Annotated in this window: 12 protein-coding genes; 2 read left to right on the top strand and 10 right to left on the bottom strand. The window is 62.5% G+C overall.

The genetic code is table 11. The features are described 5' to 3' along the window. Positions 1-68 precede the first annotated feature (68 nt). The 6 genes from ACQE2J_RS04665 to ACQE2J_RS04640 all read right to left on the bottom strand — a co-directional run bounded on the left by ACQE2J_RS04665 (position 69) and on the right by ACQE2J_RS04640 (position 8,670). Positions 69-2,666, bottom strand: coding sequence for a polysaccharide pyruvyl transferase family protein (locus tag ACQE2J_RS04665; protein WP_426937192.1), 2,598 nt, complete (start codon positions 2,664-2,666; stop codon positions 69-71). A 162-nt stretch (positions 2,667-2,828) separates the two neighbouring features. Further along, on the bottom strand, positions 2,829-4,949 hold the full coding sequence (locus ACQE2J_RS04660; protein WP_426937191.1) for an acyltransferase family protein: 2,121 nt from the start codon (positions 4,947-4,949) through the stop codon (positions 2,829-2,831). A 143-nt stretch (positions 4,950-5,092) separates the two neighbouring features. Further along, on the bottom strand, positions 5,093-6,016 hold the full coding sequence (locus ACQE2J_RS04655) for a glycosyltransferase family 2 protein (RefSeq protein WP_426937190.1): 924 nt from the start codon (positions 6,014-6,016) through the stop codon (positions 5,093-5,095). Then, on the bottom strand, positions 6,013-6,843 hold the full coding sequence (locus ACQE2J_RS04650) for a CDP-alcohol phosphatidyltransferase family protein (protein WP_426937189.1): 831 nt from the start codon (positions 6,841-6,843) through the stop codon (positions 6,013-6,015). Before ACQE2J_RS04650 ends, ACQE2J_RS04655 begins: the two co-directional genes overlap by 4 nt. A 65-nt stretch (positions 6,844-6,908) precedes the next feature. Further along, positions 6,909-7,298, bottom strand: coding sequence for a glycerol-3-phosphate cytidylyltransferase (gene tagD, locus ACQE2J_RS04645; protein WP_135538892.1), 390 nt, complete (start codon positions 7,296-7,298; stop codon positions 6,909-6,911). Between the two features lie 103 nt (positions 7,299-7,401). Continuing rightward, on the bottom strand, positions 7,402-8,670 hold the full coding sequence (locus ACQE2J_RS04640) for a CDP-glycerol glycerophosphotransferase family protein (RefSeq protein ID WP_426937188.1): 1,269 nt from the start codon (positions 8,668-8,670) through the stop codon (positions 7,402-7,404). 136 nt (positions 8,671-8,806) lie between these two features. Between ACQE2J_RS04640 and ACQE2J_RS04635 the strand changes: the two genes are divergently transcribed. Then, complete coding sequence (locus tag ACQE2J_RS04635) at positions 8,807-11,938, top strand: ATP-binding protein (protein ID WP_426937187.1); 3,132 nt, start codon at positions 8,807-8,809, stop codon at positions 11,936-11,938. Here ACQE2J_RS04635 and ACQE2J_RS04630 read toward each other — a convergent pair. The 3 genes from ACQE2J_RS04630 to ACQE2J_RS04620 form a co-directional block, all read right to left on the bottom strand. Next, a complete protein-coding gene (locus ACQE2J_RS04630) occupies positions 11,886-12,740 on the bottom strand; it encodes an ABC transporter permease (protein WP_135538899.1) in 855 nt (284 codons plus the stop codon). The genes ACQE2J_RS04635 and ACQE2J_RS04630 overlap by 53 nt on opposite strands. After that, complete coding sequence (locus ACQE2J_RS04625) at positions 12,737-13,777, bottom strand: ATP-binding cassette domain-containing protein (protein WP_426937186.1); 1,041 nt, start codon at positions 13,775-13,777, stop codon at positions 12,737-12,739. Before ACQE2J_RS04625 ends, ACQE2J_RS04630 begins: the two co-directional genes overlap by 4 nt. A 125-nt stretch (positions 13,778-13,902) precedes the next feature. Then, on the bottom strand, positions 13,903-15,315 hold the full coding sequence (locus ACQE2J_RS04620; protein WP_426937185.1) for an MDR family MFS transporter: 1,413 nt from the start codon (positions 15,313-15,315) through the stop codon (positions 13,903-13,905). Positions 15,316-15,384: 69 nt separating this feature from the next. Here ACQE2J_RS04620 and ACQE2J_RS04615 point away from each other — a divergent pair, with 69 nt between their 5' ends. Then, positions 15,385-15,990, top strand: a complete 606-nt coding sequence (locus ACQE2J_RS04615) for a TetR/AcrR family transcriptional regulator (protein WP_426937184.1) — start codon at positions 15,385-15,387, stop codon at positions 15,988-15,990. A 12-nt stretch (positions 15,991-16,002) separates the two neighbouring features. On the opposite strand, the gene ACQE2J_RS04610 is transcribed toward ACQE2J_RS04615, so the two are convergent. Then, on the bottom strand, positions 16,003-16,881 hold the full coding sequence (locus ACQE2J_RS04610) for a CPBP family intramembrane glutamic endopeptidase (protein WP_426937183.1): 879 nt from the start codon (positions 16,879-16,881) through the stop codon (positions 16,003-16,005). Positions 16,882-16,934: the final 53 nt, after the last annotated feature.

Raw genomic sequence — 16,934 nt, 5'->3', positions numbered from 1 at the left:
AACACTCAGTCTCACTAGTGGTACCTTTCCTCAGCGACGACTGCCGGCAGCGAGATCAGGGGCGGGACTCAACGAGACAGAGCCATCTGCCCGAAATGACGATCCTGACGCCGCCAATTGACGAGTTTCGGGGTGTCTGCAGCCTCCCACTGGGCCCGGATATTCCACTCGCTGTCGAGCTCCGAGTATCGGCCGCCGACAATCACCGGCATCGCATCGGCATAGCTGATTCCGTGGTCTGTCACGAGCCCGATCACTCTCTCGACGATGCCGTCGTTGCGCAGACCTTCCAAGTTGAGCACGGCAACTTGTGAATCGAACGGGGTGAAGTCCTCGCTCATGCCTGCATGACTGGCAAAGACGAAGTCGAGGGCCCCGTCATGGTCGTCGCCGAAGGCGCTTGCGATTCTCCTCATCACGGTGAGTCCGCTCGAACGGTGCTTCCTGATGTCGTGCTTCGCCGCAGCCAGCGAATCCCCGAGATCGGCGGTCGAGAGTTCAGCGATGTCCGTCGAAACCTCCGAGGCGGCCGGCACAACGATAAGACGTTCATGGTTGGGGAACAGCGCCGGCAGAATGGCCTGCACGAGGTCGAGATCGTTCTCCTGGCCGGCGATCGTCACCGTCGGCAGAAGCTCGATCGTTCCTTTCGACAGAAGTGACTGAATCTCCTCTGCCTGAGCAGCAGTGACCACACCGGCGGGCAGCCACACTCGGTAGTCTGCCGAGGCGTGAGCATCAATGGAGGCAGCCGCCTTCGCGATCAGTGGCGTCTCGCCCTTCTCCACGCTCATGAAGACATCGGTCACCTGCGGTTCGGGAGCGGGATGCTCAAGCTCGTCCACTGCCGCGGCGACGGTCGTCGGATCTGCGACAGGAAGCTCGGCTGTCGCCAGATATTCATCGGCCGCGGCCATGTCGTCAGCGGTGATTTCGACCCACTTCGAGTAGATTTCGTCCTCTGAAGCGCCCGTGGCGATCAGGGGGATCAGCACAGAGAGTTTGTCGAGGATACCGGCGCGAATGGCGTCGAATTCGACGTCATCGATGCCGATGAGACCGCCGAAGCGGGAATCTGATTTGTTTTTGGGTTCGAAGTCGACGTCGGCACCGACTGAACGGGCAGGGAGATTGGCGTGCAACCGGGAGGTGAGGACGTGCTTGTATTTGTACGCATAGTCCGCGACCCAATTTCGCGCCAGTTCGAGATTCTCAGGGAATGACTTGTCACGAATTGCTGTGACGGTCTGCTTCTTCTTCGGTCCTTTGTTGTCCTTCATCCAGTCAACTCGCAGAGTGCCTGTGCGGCGATCGGCGGCAGGTGCAGGGAAGAGTGTATCGACCGTGGTTGTCAGGCACCCGGAGAAGAAGGCGGGGACGCCGACTGCACGGAGCACCGCGACAGACTGCCAATCGCGGCATCCGACCGGACCGTACTTCTTCAGATAGGCGATGGCGTCGGGCTTGAGCATTTCCGGATAGCGCACGAAGACCGACAGCAGAATCGGCCGAAGGTTTGGATGGAAGGGGATATTGAACGACTTTCCGAAGATGTCGTGCATGTACCATCCGAAGGCGATGTACCAGGTGTCGTCGGGAATGTCCTGATAGACGTTGCCGTCTCGATAGACCTCAACGAGGTTGAGCTCGGCCGGGGGGCCCGCATATTTTCGTTCGTCCTTGACCTCTTCGCGAAGATTTGCGAAGAGGTTGGTCAGACCTTCATCCCCGAAGAACTGGAGGTTCTCGTAGCGGAGCAGGTGACCGATCGACGCAATCGTCTGAATGTAGTCCCCGATGTTGCGAGAGCGGATCCCCGGCTGGTCATAGCTGAGCACACCGAAGTTGCGTTTTCCCTCGGTCGTGGGCAGCGGCTCCAGATGCCGACCTCCGGGCAGCCAGTCGAGTAGGCGCGTGAGTTCATAGTGAACGGCAGACTCGACGCCATCGGAATCTCGGTCGAGCCTGGATTCGACCAGAGTGCGCACATGGTCGAACGCGTTGATGCAGAACGCCGATTCGGCGGTGCGCAGCACGGCTCTGTCACTCCAGCGGTCTGTTTCTCCGGCTTCGTCGGAACGGTCGAGCAGAGTCAGGGCGTCTTCGCCGAGGGTGTCAATGGCTGTCGGATAGTATTCTTCGGCGGCTGAGACGATGAGGGCTCGGTCTGTCACGCCCGCGAATTGAGCCCATGCGACTTCCGGATCGGAAGAGCGTTGGTAGGCCATGCCCAGAAGTATGCGGCCGGCTTCCTCGGACTCCGGCTTGCTGCGCAGGTTCAACCCGATGGACACTGCTTCGGCTTGCAGCCCTTCGGCGAGGAGCGCTCGCCCCGCGTCGACTGCCGCGGCGTTGAGGGACGAGCCGTGGGCAAGAGATTCGGACAGCGTCGAGTGGGCTTTCAGGCGCGCCAGCTGACGTGATTTGGCAGCGACTTCCTGTCCAGAAGGAGCAGTCTTCCACCCGTCGGTCTCTTCGGAGGTCTTGCCTTTGAGCCCGACCGCGAGCTGTCGGTAGGCACGAGCGGTCGCTGCGGCTGCCTTCTTCGAGGCTCCACCGGATTTCCCTGTTCCTCCGGCAGCGCGTTCACGCACGTATTTGGTTCCCGATGCCCTTTCGACCACAGGCAGGGCCCGCCGTGCGATCCCGTGAACCACGGGCTTCACCAGCTCTCTTCCCTTGCCGATGTATCGGTCAGCAGCTCTTCCTCTAGTGCTCACTCGTCACGTCCTTTGCAGAGATTTCGATGTTCGGTGGTTGGCTTGGAGCCGTTGGGGATGACGCTAACCGACTTGACTGTCAGTTCGATGAATAGAACTCTCATCTGCTCAGTCGAACGTGCTGAGGCCGGTCCGGTGCAGACTCGCATTAAGCTGGGGTGCGAGAGTCTGTGCGTAGGTCGCGGTGATGTGGGCAGTATCGAAGTAGGTGATGACGCCCCCGATGACCGGCTCACATCGTCCTTCCGGGCAGAGCCAATCCTGCGGATAGATGATCGACATCCGCTTTGAATCGATGGTCTTCGCCGACGCAGCAAGCGGATCCATCCAATGCCACTCTTCCGGAGTCCCCGAACATTCCTCGGGATTGTCCTCGTGCTTGGCGACGCAATCCGGCACGTTGATATCCGCTCCTCCCGGGTAGGGAGTGTCTCGGATGACCACAACATCCAACTTCGCGTCGACCCAGCTCTGCAGAATGGGGCGGTGGCCTTCTGGAGCCTTCTCTTCAGTCTCGTCCCAGCCCATTCCCTGGAGCGGAGTCGACTGCCGTTCGGATGTGATGACGGCATCGAATCCGCCTTCGGTGGTGCGCTCGACAACCCAGTCTGAGTAGTCCTGGCAGCCCTTCGTGTCTTCCTCGGTCGACAGTTCGTGTGGCAGCGTCGACAGACTGCAGTTGGATGCCAAGAACGTTGTGATCGTCAGATCGTTCTCGTCGGCCAACCGTTCCAGAGTCGGCAGCCAATGGCCGGCGTGGGAGTTCCCGACAAGGGCCACATGTTTCGCCCCATCGCCGTATGTGCATTCAGGTCTGTCCGCATATGGTGCGCTTGCCCAGCAGCCGTCGGCATAGGCTTTTGACTTGTCCTTCTTCGCGGCTGCCGGTTCCATCTGCAGCGTGTCCTTGTCGTCGCAGCGCGGATTGTCTTTCGCATCAGGCAGGAGAACCGCGGCACCGAGGCAGGAGTCCGGGTCGGCCAACTCTGATTGGAGCTTGTCCTCGTTCTGCTCGACGATTTTGTCGGCGATGACCATCTGGCTCAGGCCGAGGGCGGCGACCAGCGCCATAGCAAGTCCTGCGAAGGCAAAGGTCTTTCTCGAACTGCTCAGAAGGGCTGTTTTTCGGAACCTGTTCTCCACCCAGGTCGTCGACGCCCATGCGGCGAGGATCGACACGAGGATGATCGCGATGTTGTCGATCACCCCGAGGCTCTCTGAACGGCCCAGCTTGGCCGAAAGATAGGGCACGAGGACGATGAGAGGCCAATGCCAGAGATAGACGGAATACGAGATGTCACCGAGGAACCGAATCGGCCGCAATGACAGGATCGGCAGCACAGAAGCACGGCCACGCGAATCTGCAAGGATGACCAGGGCGGTCGATACGACCGGAACGAGCGCGACATAGCCGGGGAACGGCATGTCTGCGCGGATGAGAAAAGCTCCTGCGACGATCCCGGCGAGTCCGATCCACCCGAGCAGCGAACTGAAGGGCAGACGCTCGGGACGGACGTAGAGAACGAAGACCGCGACCAGACCGCCCGCTGCCAATTCCCACATCCGCGTGGGGGTGACGAAGTAGGCCATGGCCGGTTCTGACGTCGTGTACCACACGGAGAAGACGAACGAGGCGAGGAAGATCGCGACGACAGTGAGGCCGACGGCCAATTTGGATCGCCCGAGCTTCGTGCCGATGAGGAAGGCCAACCCGATGATCATCGGCCAGACGAAGTAGAACTGTTCTTCGACGGACAGCGACCAGAAGTGCTGCACGGGTGAGGGAGCGTTGTCGGCCGCCAGATAATCGACACTGGAGATGGCGAAGTCCCAATTGACGACGTAGAGACCTGCGGAGAGGATCTGCCGGCCGGTATCGGCCCATATCGACTGCGGTGCGACAAGGAACGTGGCGATCCCGACGAGGAAGAGCACGAGAAGTGAGGCCGGCAGAAGTCGTCGGATCCGTCGTGCCCAGAACTTGGCCACATCGGCCCAATTTCGCGGTGGAGTTTTGATGAGGTGGCTGGTGATGAGGAATCCCGAGATGACGAAGAAGACGTCAACTCCGGCGAAACCGCCGCGAAAGTGGGCCGGCCACAGGTGGTAGAGAAGAACCATTCCCACAGCCAGCGCACGCAGCCCCTGAATATCAGCGCGAAACCCGGTCGGCTTCGGCGCGGTGTTCCTTGTGGGGGAGTTTTCCGCGACGGGGGCTGTCGGCTGCATCAATCGGCTCCACGTGGTTTCTCAGTCGGATGGACAGGACCCGACTGCGGTCCCTGTCTTTTCTCTGTTGCGCGATTCACGACGACCGGTGGCAAACGCGATGCGCAGAATCCGCATCTACCGGCGGCTGGGACCGTGCATGATCATACGATCGGCGGTCGACCGTGCCGCGACATGCGCAGCACCCCGCGTCCGGACAGCTTGCGGCGGTCTTCATCATCGGCCCAGGGGTCGAGCCGCCAACCGGCACGCCACCCTTCCATCCACGCCTTGAGCTGGTGAGGCTTGTTCGCCCATTTGATGCACTGAATCACGGTCCACGAACCGACATAAGCCCAGCTGAATGGCCACGGCAGGTTACGTCGTGCCAACCAGACGCGGTTCCTCGCGTTCATATAGAAGTACTCGTCGTGGCGTCTGGGGTCGATCACAGGGTGCGCGACGGTAAGGTCCCCCATGTACCAGACGATATAGCCGGCGTCCCAGACTCGCCACGCGAGTTCGATGCCCTCGTGGGCGTACCAGAACGGTCCCGGCCATCCGCCGCATTCGTCGAAGGCACGTCTCTGCATGCAGACCGCGCCTTCCCAGACTGAGAAGACGTTCGACGAATGATCGGCCGCGCCCTTCTTCAGCCGGGGGATCCAGCGTTTCGGTGAGTTCGGTCCGCCGGGCTCTTCGACGCGGGGCTGGACCAGCCCGATTCTCGGTTTGGTGCGCATCAGCTGGGCCATGCGCATCAGCGAAGTGTCATCAGGCAGCCAGGCGTCATCGTCGAGGAAGAACAGGAATTCACCGGAGACGTGGGGAACTCCGGCATTGCGACCTGCCGGTATTCCGAGGTTCACCGGCAGTGCCAGTTTCTTGACCCCTTCGGGGATGCCCTCAGGTTCCCAGCCGTTGCCCACACAGACGATGTCGAGGTCCACGCCCTTCTGCGCGAGAAGAGACTCGAACCCACGGTTGAGGTCGTCCAACCGTTTGCCCTGGCTCAAGACGACGACGCCGAATGTGTAGCGGCGGTTCTCTTCGGCCCGCTGAGAAAGGACGCGCGAGGAATCGTTCATGACAGTCGCCTCGACGCCATGATCGACAGGAAGTGTCCGATGACGGAGAGCATGCACAGTGGAGCCATGATGAGTACGAGCCAGCGTTCTCCGAACAGCGGACCGGCTCCCGACGACACTGCGAACACGGTGACGATGCTTGAGACGAGTGCCATCAGCGACATCTCGACGGAATGGAAGATGCGGTGGAACGGAACGAAGCGAGCAATGCGTTTGAGAGTGGCGACCATGCCGGGGTTGAGCGCGGTGGCTTCTTTCGAATCGGCGAGTTTGCCGAGGCCGTTGAACGCCCTCGACACATGGACCATGTCGTTGAGTGCCTTGTTGAGAAGGACCAGTGCTGCCAGGGCCGTTCCGGCCAGCAGAAGCGGGTAGGAGCCGGCAGGATCGTCGACGAGGTTGCTCCACTCTCCTACGGCTCTGACACCCAGGGCAACCGCGACGAGACCTTCGGTCGTGTAGTGACCGACTTTGTCGAGGAACACACCTTTGGCTCCGCTGGTTCCCCTCCACCGCGCGACCTCACCGTCGCAGCAGTCGATGTACATCTGGACCTGGGAGAAGAACACAGCAAGGACTGCACCCCAGATCCCCGGGATCAGGAGACTGCCGGCGATGCACCAGCCGGCGAGGATCATCAGACCGGTGACGCCGTTGGCACTGATCTTCGTGCGGACGAGCAGCATCGTGAAATAGATCGAGATGTGACGGAGATAGAGCTGAGCGGTCCAGTGTTCGGCGTTCTTGCGGCTGCGGACTTCCACCGGCTGCGCCTTCGCGCGAAGCTCCGACAGAGTCGGATGTTTCGCCGGAGACTGTTCGGTCACGTCCGTTCCTCTCTGAGCCTTGGATGGTGTCCAGCCACGATAGCGCGAAGACCGCGCCATCTCGGTCAGGACTTACCCAGCTCGCTCTTGATGCGCGTCGTCGAGATCTCAGGCGTGCGCGGCAGATAGACGACCTCGCACTTGTCCTTGAGGAAGTCGAATTCGCCTTCCCAGTCGTCGCCCATCACGAAAGTGTCGATATGGAATTTTTCGACGTCGGTCGACTTCTGTTCCCAGTTGTCCTCGGGAATGACGAGGTCGACGTAGCGGATGGCTTCGAGCATGTGCTTGCGCTCTTCATAGGAGAAGTACGACTTCTTGCCCTTGCCAGCGTTGAATTCGTCGCTCGACAGGGCAACCACCAAGTAGTCGCCCTGTTCCTTGCACCTTTGGAGCAGTCGAATATGCCCGTAATGGAGCAGGTCGAAAGTTCCGTACGTGATGACTCGTTTCATTGCTGAATCCATCCAGTGTTCAAAGCCCAACTCGTGAGCCGCGGAAATGGTCCCGCGCTACTTTACCATTCTGTTACTTCAAGTTAAGAAACTGTAATGCGCTTCACTGACCGACCTTCTGCCGGTGTTCCTCAGTCCTCAGCTCGATCACCCGTTCGCTCGAACGGATGAAGCGCGCGGTCTGCGCACCTGGTGCGGTGTCGCCGAGGTAGAACTCTGCCAGAACGGCTACCGAGCCGTCGCGGGACACGGCCAGATCGATGAGGTCGACGACGTCGTCCTGTCCCCCGGGCTCCACCGTCGGGCAGTGGTCCAAGAGACCTCCGTCGAGGACTTCTGCTCCGGGTTCGTGCGGTTGGACCATGACCAGAGGCTTCCCGGACGACAGCCAGTCGAAGGCCACGGACGTCATTTCGACGACAGCGACGTCAGCTTCCTCGAGCTGCCACGACACGTCTGGGCTCTGGTCCAGGTAGCCTCTCGGATCCGATTCCACGATCTCTTTGACTGCTTCCAGTGCCTTCTCGAAATCGTGTCGCATGACTCCGGTGCGTGGATGCGGTCGGAAGATCACTCGATACCCCGCTTCGAGCAGTGCGGTGACGATGGCCTCTCCGTTGAACGCGATGGTCCCATACGACATCGAGGGTGAATCGCCCTCCCACGTGGGAGCATAGAACACCGTTTTCGCATCGGGTTGGGCGGTCTTGAACTCTTCCCATTCTCGAGGAACGGAGCGCGGCCGATCCAACTGCGGCCGTCCGACGTCATACATACGATCGTCACTGAGCCCATAGAGAGTCTGCTCGATGCGCTGTCGAGCGGCCTGTCCTGCGGTGAAGACGAAATCATAGCCCTTGAGCTGGTTGGAGATCATCGAGATCTTCTCACTCTCACCGTGGCTGAGGTGGATGTGAGCTGGCTCCGGATAACGAAGCGCCTGGAAGTTGCTCGTCGCCTGATTGACATAGAAGACAGCTCGAAGGCTTGGCGACTGCATGAACTTGTCCAGGCCGGTGGTCAAACGCGAGAACCGCACCGGGAAATCTGTGACGCCTTGCAGATACTCGGCGACCGGCGCGTTGCGGACGATGATCCCGAAAGGGCGGCTGCTGTGACCATTGTCTTTGAGACGAGCTTCCAACTGTTCGAAGGGCCACAGCCACTGTTCCAGCTGATAGACCGAGCTCAGGTCTCCTGCGAAGTAGGCCGCCGCTACGAATTCGTCTTGATCCTGGGGGTCGAACTCGTCCGAGAGTCGTGACTCGCGGACCCGCTCACGCAGTCTCTGCGCGACGAGTTTCGCCACTGCCTGCGCGAAGTTGGCACCACGAACCGCGGTATGCGGCAGATCTGCCGGAAGAAGACTCATGGATCCTATTGTGCATGTCTGTCTGTGCTCATCCTGAATTCGTCCTCCACTCGAGCTTGATTACGTCACCCGCAGTCCCATGTCCGCGGGGAGCACAGGCACCCATTTGCGATGCAGCACAACTTAGACTGGACAGGTGAAGAACCCCCGGCTCAGACTCATTGATGACGTCACCTGGGACGGTATCCCCGTCACGGGCGAGCGCATCAGGTCCCTGCTGCGTCTTCTCGCCGATGCCGGTCCCCGCGGGCTGGCGAGCTCGAGTCTCATCACCGCGATCTGGCCCGACTCTCCGCCGACGCATCCGACCAAGGCTCTGCAGATCCTCGTCTCACGTGCCCGTACCCTGGCTTCGGCAGAGGCGATCGCCCGCACCGATTCCGGTTACCGGCTCAACCTGGCCGACGAGGATGTCGACATCTGGGCACTCGCCTCGCTCCTCTCCGGTGCCGAGGAAGCACTGGCGAACGGAGCGACGGACCGGGCACTCGAATCCGCGGAGATGGCCGCGACTCTCGGCAACGATGAGCGGGCAAGGAGAATCATCGCCATCGCGCGTTCCCGACAGGGACGACGCCGTGAAGCTCTGCCCGAACTCGAGGCACTGACCCAGGCCGATCCGCTCGATGAGGAACTCGCCGCCGAGCATCTTCGCACCCTCGCCGCGGTCAAAGGGCCCTCGGCTGCCCTTGAACGATTCGATAGGCTCCGCGGCCTGATGATCGAGTCGCTCGGCACAAGTCCAGGACACGTCCTGCGCAGAGTCCACGAGGAGCTGCTGGCCCTCGACCGACCCATGCGTTCCGGTCTCCGTCATTCCGCTGCGAGCCTCCTCGGCCGGCACCGAGACATCGAAGAGCTGTCCGGGCTGCTGTCGACGGCGCGCTTGATCTCGATCGTCGGGCCGGGCGGACTGGGCAAGACACGTCTGGCCCAGGAGCTCGCTCAGCTCAGCTCCCTCCCGCGCGTCCATGTCATCGAGCTCGCTGCCATCAGCCACGCCGATGAGATCCTCAACGTGATCGCCGACGGCCTCCGCGTCCGAGAGACCGTCAACCACCTTGATCGCCATTCCTCGGGCCCGGATCTGCGCCGCCGGGTCATCGCAGCGTTGAGCACGGGACCGAACCTGCTCGTCCTCGACAACTGCGAACATCTCATCGACGGGGTTGCCGCCATCGTCAACGACCTCCTCGCCGCTGTGGCCGACCTGCGGGTCCTCACCACCAGTCGCACTCCCCTGCGTCTCACTGCAGAACACGTCTACATGCTCGGGCAGCTGTCGCCGAGCGAGGCCGAGGAGCTCTTCATCCAGCGTGCCCGTGCGGCACGACCGACCGTGACGATCGACAGTGACACGGTCGCCTCCCTCGTCGGCCACCTCGACGGACTGCCGTTGGCCATCGAACTCGCGGCCGCGAAGACTCGCACACTCACTCCCGAATCGATCCTCGACAACCTCACCGATCGGTTCGTCCTTCTGCGCGGAGGTGACAGAACGGCGCCTGAGCGGCACCAGACCCTGCAGGCGGTCATCGACTGGTCCTGGCAGCTGCTCGACGATGACGCGAAGACAGCGCTGATGACGATGGCCCTCCTGCCCGATGCCTTCGGTGCAGACTGCATCGAGGACATTCTCGGGGCCACGGCCATGCGGACGATCGAGGACCTCGTCGACCAGTCCTTGCTCACCGTCATCGAACGTGACGGCAGAGTCCGTTTCCGAATGCTCGAGACCATCCGTGAATACGGCCACCTCCGCCGGGGCGAATCGGCAGAGGCCGAGCAGATCGAGAATGCCGTCGAACAGTGGGCGGTGGATACCTGTCAGAGCCTCATCGATGACATCCTCGGCCCCCGGCAGCTGCAGGCAGTGGGCAGGCTGCGAGCCGAGGAACACAACCTCACCCCTGTGCTCAGGCACCTCCTCGACTGCCGTGACGACAGGTCCATCGTCATGCTCGCAGCGTTGCTGCCCTACTGGATGGTCGGTGGTGAGCATATCCGCATCATCGAGCATTTCCAGCTCCTCGAACGCTTCCTCAGCGACTGGACGATGCCGCGACACCTGGCCGAGCACACCCGCAGGGTGCTCGCCGTTCAGACCACGACCTGGGGGATGCTTCCGCGCTGGCACGAGCTCCCGGCGACCTCTCAGCTGCTCGAAGAACTCGGGCCCGAGTCCGCCGATCCCTTCGTCCGTGCGATGGCTCGGCTCGGGCTCGTCATCGTCAGGGCACCGGATACGAGCCATACCTCGCCTGCCGCTGCCGAGCTGCGCGAGCTCACCGAATCCGCTGATCGCCTCACCCGTTTGGTCGCGTCCCCCTATCTGTCGGGAATCCAGGAGAACGCCGGGGAGTTGACCGAAGCCATCGCCCTGCTCGACAGCGCCTTCGCACATTTCCGGGCCGATGACCCACCGTGGCTGCCCACGCGGTACCACGAGTCCCTGGCCCAGCTGCATCTTCAGCACGGTGACTTCGCCGAAGCCCGCGAGCACGCTATGGCCGCCCTGCCGACGCTTGCGCAGTTCGGCGACAGCATCGAATGCCGATCCTGGCTGGCCTTCGCCGATCTCGGTCTCGGTGAGCTCGAGCGTGCCGAGGCGGAACTCACAGCCCTCGCCGAGGCCGAGGAACAGAACGAGCCGTTCGGCAACCGCTATATGCTCCTCCTCGGTCGTGCCGAACTCGCACTGCTGCGCGGAGACGTCGAGGCCGGTCTCGAACTGCTCGCTGTGGTCCGGCGCACCGGACGCACCCGTCCCGCGCTCCCGGGAGTGCCGGACAGCGACGGGCTCGACCCGTGGACTCTGCTCATCGGCGCGGTCTCAACCGTGGTCACCGCCCGGCATGAGCCCGAGTCCTCGGACGAATTTTTCGACTCGCTGATCGATCGGGCCGAACGTGCAACCGACCCGCACCGGGTGCATCACGATTTCCCGGTGCTGGGCACAGTCGCCTACGCCGTCGCCGTCTGGCTCCGGCAGCGCGGGCAGTGCGTGCACGGCATCGATGGTGAGCAGGTGAGCCGATTTGCGGCGCTGGCCGCCCGGTTCACCTTCAATCGGGTCTTTCCCTCACTCGACTGGACGAGGCTGACCAAGGAGCTCACTTCGGCGCAGATCGCTCGGTTGGACGAGATCACGACGGAGATCGATTCGCTCGACTTCGCCGAGGTGATCGCGCGGTATCACACCGACGCTCTCGCGCTCAGGCGCTACGTTGGTACGACTTCACGGTCAGCGGCGCGAAGATCGCAATGACGACGGCGCAGCCGAGCAGGGCCCAACCTGCCTCGGCGGAGAAGGTCGCCGAGTTCGCCAGGTCCCGCACCCCGGACACGACGTGGGAGATCGGGTTGATGCCCACAAACCACTGCAGCCAGCCGGGCATGGATTCGACGGGGACGAAGGCATTGGACAGAAAGGTCAGTGGAAAGAGGATCATCATCGAAATGCCCTGCACCCCTTGGGCCGAGCGCACGATCGTGCCGATGTAGGCGAACGCCCAGGACAGGGACCACCCTGTGACGATGACGAGCACGATGGCCGAAACGACACCGATGAGGCCGCCTTCGGGTCGATAGCCCATGGCGATGCCGGCGAGGAAGGTCACGGTCGCGGCGATCCCGTAGCGCAGCAGATCCGCGACCATCGGCCCGGCCAACGGCGCGATGCGAGCCACGGGCAGGGTCTTGAACCTGTCGAAGATGCCGGAGTCCATGTCCTCTCGCAGCTGCACTCCGGTGGCCATGCAAGCGGTCAGACAGGTCATGGCGAGGATGCCGGGGACCATGATCGGCAGATAGTTCGCGACGTCGCCGCTGATGGCGCCGCCGAAGATGAAGCCGAACATCGCAGTGAACAGGACCGGTTGGATGAGCACGTCGGAGAACTGCTCGGGCTCACGGCGCATGTGTTTGAGTGCGCGCGAGGCGAAGCCCATGGTCTGGTTCCATGTCTCGGCAAGACCCGGCCGGCTGGGCAGGGAAGCGGTGTCTGTGTGAGTTCGGTCGATTGTCGTGGTCGATTCGGAAACGGATCGTTCAGCGGGGGCGGTTCTCATGCTGGGACTCCTTCTGTGGTCTGGGGCTGGGCCGGACGGTCGGTCGATGCCGTGTCTCCTGTGATGGTGAGGAAGACATCGTCGAGGCTGGGTTCGGCGACCTTGATCGAAGCGACGTTGATGGAGGCCTCCCGCAGGGCGACGAGGACGGAGGCGGCCTCCCCGGCCTGCTGCAGGGAGACAGTGATCTCGCCGGCACCTGAGGAATGGACAGCGGCCTCACCGACGACGTCGGCGGTGATGCTCAGCGCGCGGTCGATCTCGCCGGTCGACGATTCCGCGTCAAGGCCTACGTGGAGGCTGGATCCGCCGATCGAGGATTTGAGTTCGGCTGGCGTGCCCTGAGCGACGATCGTTCCGTGGTCGATGACGGCGATCCGATCGGCCAGCTGGTCGGCCTCCTCGAGGTACTGCGTCGTCAGCAGCACGGTGACTCCGGAGGCGACGAGGCCGCGGATGGTCTCCCACATCTGGTTCCGGGTCCGCGGGTCGAGGCCGGTGGTCGGTTCGTCGAGGAAGATCAGCGGCGGACGACTGATCAGGCTCACCGCCAGGTCCAATCGTCGACGCATCCCACCTGAGAACGTCGACAGCGGTTTGTCTGCGGGCTTCTCCAAGCCGAACTCGTCGAGGAGTTCGGCCGCGATCGACTGTGCCGCGCTGCGGGACAGCCCTTGCAACCGGGCGATGAGTCGGAGATTCTCGCGGCCGGTGAGCTTCTCATCGACCGAGGCGTACTGGCCGGTGACTCCGATGAGCTGGCGAACTCGATGCGGGTTGCGGGCGACGTCGACTCCGAAGATCTCCGCCACTCCCCCGCCGATCGTCAGCAGGGTCGAGAGCATATTGATCGTCGTCGTCTTCCCGGCACCGTTGGGTCCGAGCAGTCCGAAGACCTCCCCGGGGCGGATGTCGAGGTCGATTCCGTCAACGGCGGTGAAGTCTCCGAAGGATTTGCGCAGTCCTCGGATCGACACCGCCGGAATAGTTGATCGGTCCTGTGCGCGTCCGGTGGACGCTGTGCGTGTTTCATTCATGCCGCCAGTGTTCGCCACTGCGGTTTCAGCGTGGTTTCACGGATGGAGCACGATGGTTTCAGCAGTTCGGGCCGGGCTGAAATCGCGGTGAGTTCCGGCGACAGTGACTCGAAGCAGGAGTGGAGTCACTCAGCTTCTTCGGGATTCCTCCGCGGCAGCGACACCGACAGCACCGCGCCGAGCGCGGCAAGCCCCGTTGCCCACCAGAACGCCTGATCAAATCCGAGCGCGAGCTCGCCGATTGTCGAGGCGCCGTGGGTGGAAGCGGCGAGGACAACCGCGAGCAGTCCAGCTCCGAAGGCTCCGCCGAGCTGACTGGCGATTCTGGTGATGATGCTGGCATCGGGCATCTGGGCCCGGTCGAGTCCGCGGAATCCCAATGCCATGAGCGGAACGGTGACCACGCCGAGACCGGCCCCGCGGACGAGGAGTGAGAGCATGATCAGCCATCGGCTCGTGCCGGTGCCGACGAAGGCGAACGGCAGAGTCCCGAGTACGACGATGACGAAGCCGATGACGACAAGCCAGCGCGGACCCATCGCGTCCGAGAGGCGGCCGGCGATCGACCGGCTGGCCAGAGTGCCGATGCCCTGCGGGATGAGCAGCATTCCCGCCTCGAGCACGCTGGAGCCGTGCACCTGCTGAAAGAACAGCGGCAGAAGGATCATGGCACCGTAGAGCGCTGTACCCGAAAGGAAGAGCAGCAGCGATGCCGAGGCCAGCGGCCGGCTCTTCAGCAGACGGATATCGACGAGCGGCTGCTCCTTCGTTTTCAGCGTGTGAACGGCAAAGAGGACCACGAGCACCACGCCGGCGATCAGGGGAAGGAGAACATCGACTCTGGCGAAGCCACCGGGCTCGCCGGAATTCGACAGCGCCCACAGGAGCCCGGCGAGCCCTGGAGCCAGCAGAACGAAGCCGAGGCCGTCGAAGGGGACACGACGGAACGGCTGGTCTCTGGGCAGGATGATGACCGCGAGCGCGATCCCAATGACGCAGAAGGGCACATTCACCCAGAACATCCACGACCAATGCAGGTGCTGGAGAATCGCGCCGCCGACGACGGGTCCGAGGATCGGGCCGAGAACCGCCGGAAGGCTCACCACAGACATGACCTTCCCGATGTTCCTCCCGTGTGCCGCCTGCATGACGATGGTGGCCATGAGCGGCAGCATGATTCCCCCGCCCAAGCCCTGGATGACGCGGAAGGCGATGAGACTGCCGGCGCTCCAGGCGAGACTGGACAGAATCGAGCCCACCAGGAACACGGACAGTGCGATGATCCACAGACGTTTGCCGCCGACGCTCCTCTGCGCCCACCCCGTCACCGGAACGGCGATGCCGAGTGCGAGAAGGTACCCGGTGGTCACCCATTGGATGGTCGCAAATCCGGCATGGAGTTCGCGGGCCAAGGTGCCAAGGCCCACGGCGACGATTGTCGTGTCGAAGAGCACGGCCAGCGCACCGACGAGCACCGCGCCGGCTGTCCACCAGACGTGTGGGTCGACTCTGGCAGAGGCAGTCTGAGTAGTGGTCATCGCGGCGCTCCCGAGAAACTCTAGATACAATATGTATCTAAATGGTAGAGCGAGATTTTAGGATACGCAATGTCTCTTAATGAATCACCTGATACGCGACCGCCGCGCCGACGACGCGGCGCCGAGCTCGAGGCAGCCCTTCTGGATGCCGCATGGCAGGAATTTGCCGAGAAGGGGTTCGACGACTTCACCCTCGAGGGATGCGCTGAGCGGGCGCAGACGAGCAGGGCGGTCTTCTACCGCCGCTGGCCGGGCAAGATCGAGCTGATCAACGCAGCCGCGGTCAGAGCCGGTTCGAGCGAGGAACTGCCGGATCCGGATACGGGTACTCTGCGGGGAGACACACTCGAACTGCTCAGGCACACGAACCGTTCGCGTGCACGCATGGGAATCCAGATGATGATGCGGCTGGGAGGATACTTCGAAGAGACGGGCGGAAGCTTCGCCGACCTGCGCAATTCGTTTCTTTCCCGCCGCGGCAGCGCCATGGACGCGGTCATCGAACGCGCGGCGGAGAGAGACGAGGTCGACCTCGAATCGTTGACGCCGCGCATGATCGCGGTGCCGTTCGACCTCTACCGACAAGAACTGATCATGACGCTCAAGGAGGTGCCCGACGACGTCCTGGAAGCCATCGTTGATGAGGTGTTCCTACCGCTCGTCACACGCAGATGACGGGTGAGCCCGTCAGCGCCGGGCCTCACTTCCAGCGCTTCGATTCCGGTCGGCCCTCCGCCGAGGCACACCGAAGAACAGTGTCCGATCACTGATGACGATCACGGTCGACAGCACCAGCAGCAGACCAGTCTGCAGCACCTTCGAATCGGGGTCGGTCATGAAGAGTTCGGCGGAGGCATTGGCTGCGGCATGAAAGACGATGGGGACGATGATGCTGCGCCCGCTGCGGAAATAGAGCCAATTCATCAGCACAACGAAAGCCACCATCGAGGCGGGGAAGTTGAGCGTGTAGAGCAGCCCTGACTTCACGACCTCATTCTGATAGTAGCCGTCGATGAATGACAGCGGCACATGCCAGAGAGCCCAGATGAGCGTGAACAGCATCGATGCGGAGAAGACTCGCATCTTTCGCACCAGCGTATCGGTCCCGTAGCTGTGCCAGGCGAGCTCCTCGACCACAGCCGCGCCGAGCAAGGTCACCCAGACCGGCATAAGTCCTGATGAGAAGCTGAACCCGGTGCGCAGCTGGAACTGTTCGGTCCCGTGTCCGAAGAGCAGAGACAGACCCTGAGCAGCCATGAGGCTGAGAAACGGCAGGGCCACAGCACAGACGACGAAGAACCACCCGCGGCCTTTCGGCCGATGCAGGCGATTGACGACATCAGCTACAAGCGCCGGCCGTCGACGGATGAGAAGGATGACGACGGCGAGCGGAGACAACAGGCCGGCAACGGACAGGAGCAGAGTTCCGATGAGTACGGGTTCGTTCTGGTGCGGCAACCGGCTGAGGAGGGCCGCAAGAGACCAGAAGCCCCACGGAAACGCCGTCGCCAGCACGTAGAACAGGACGGGCCGGTCGTACTCGCTCAGGATCGACTCCTTCTCCACGACCCCGGTGCGTCCTTGCCCTTGCCCGCTCCACCCCGTCGAAGCCCGCGTCG

Origin of the sequence: Brevibacterium sp. LE-L, from assembly GCF_050214925.1 — a bacterium.
Classification (GTDB): Bacteria; Actinomycetota; Actinomycetes; order Actinomycetales; family Brevibacteriaceae; genus Brevibacterium.
Note: the sequence above shows the minus strand (reverse complement) of the source record. Positions and strands in the feature narration are given on the sequence as shown.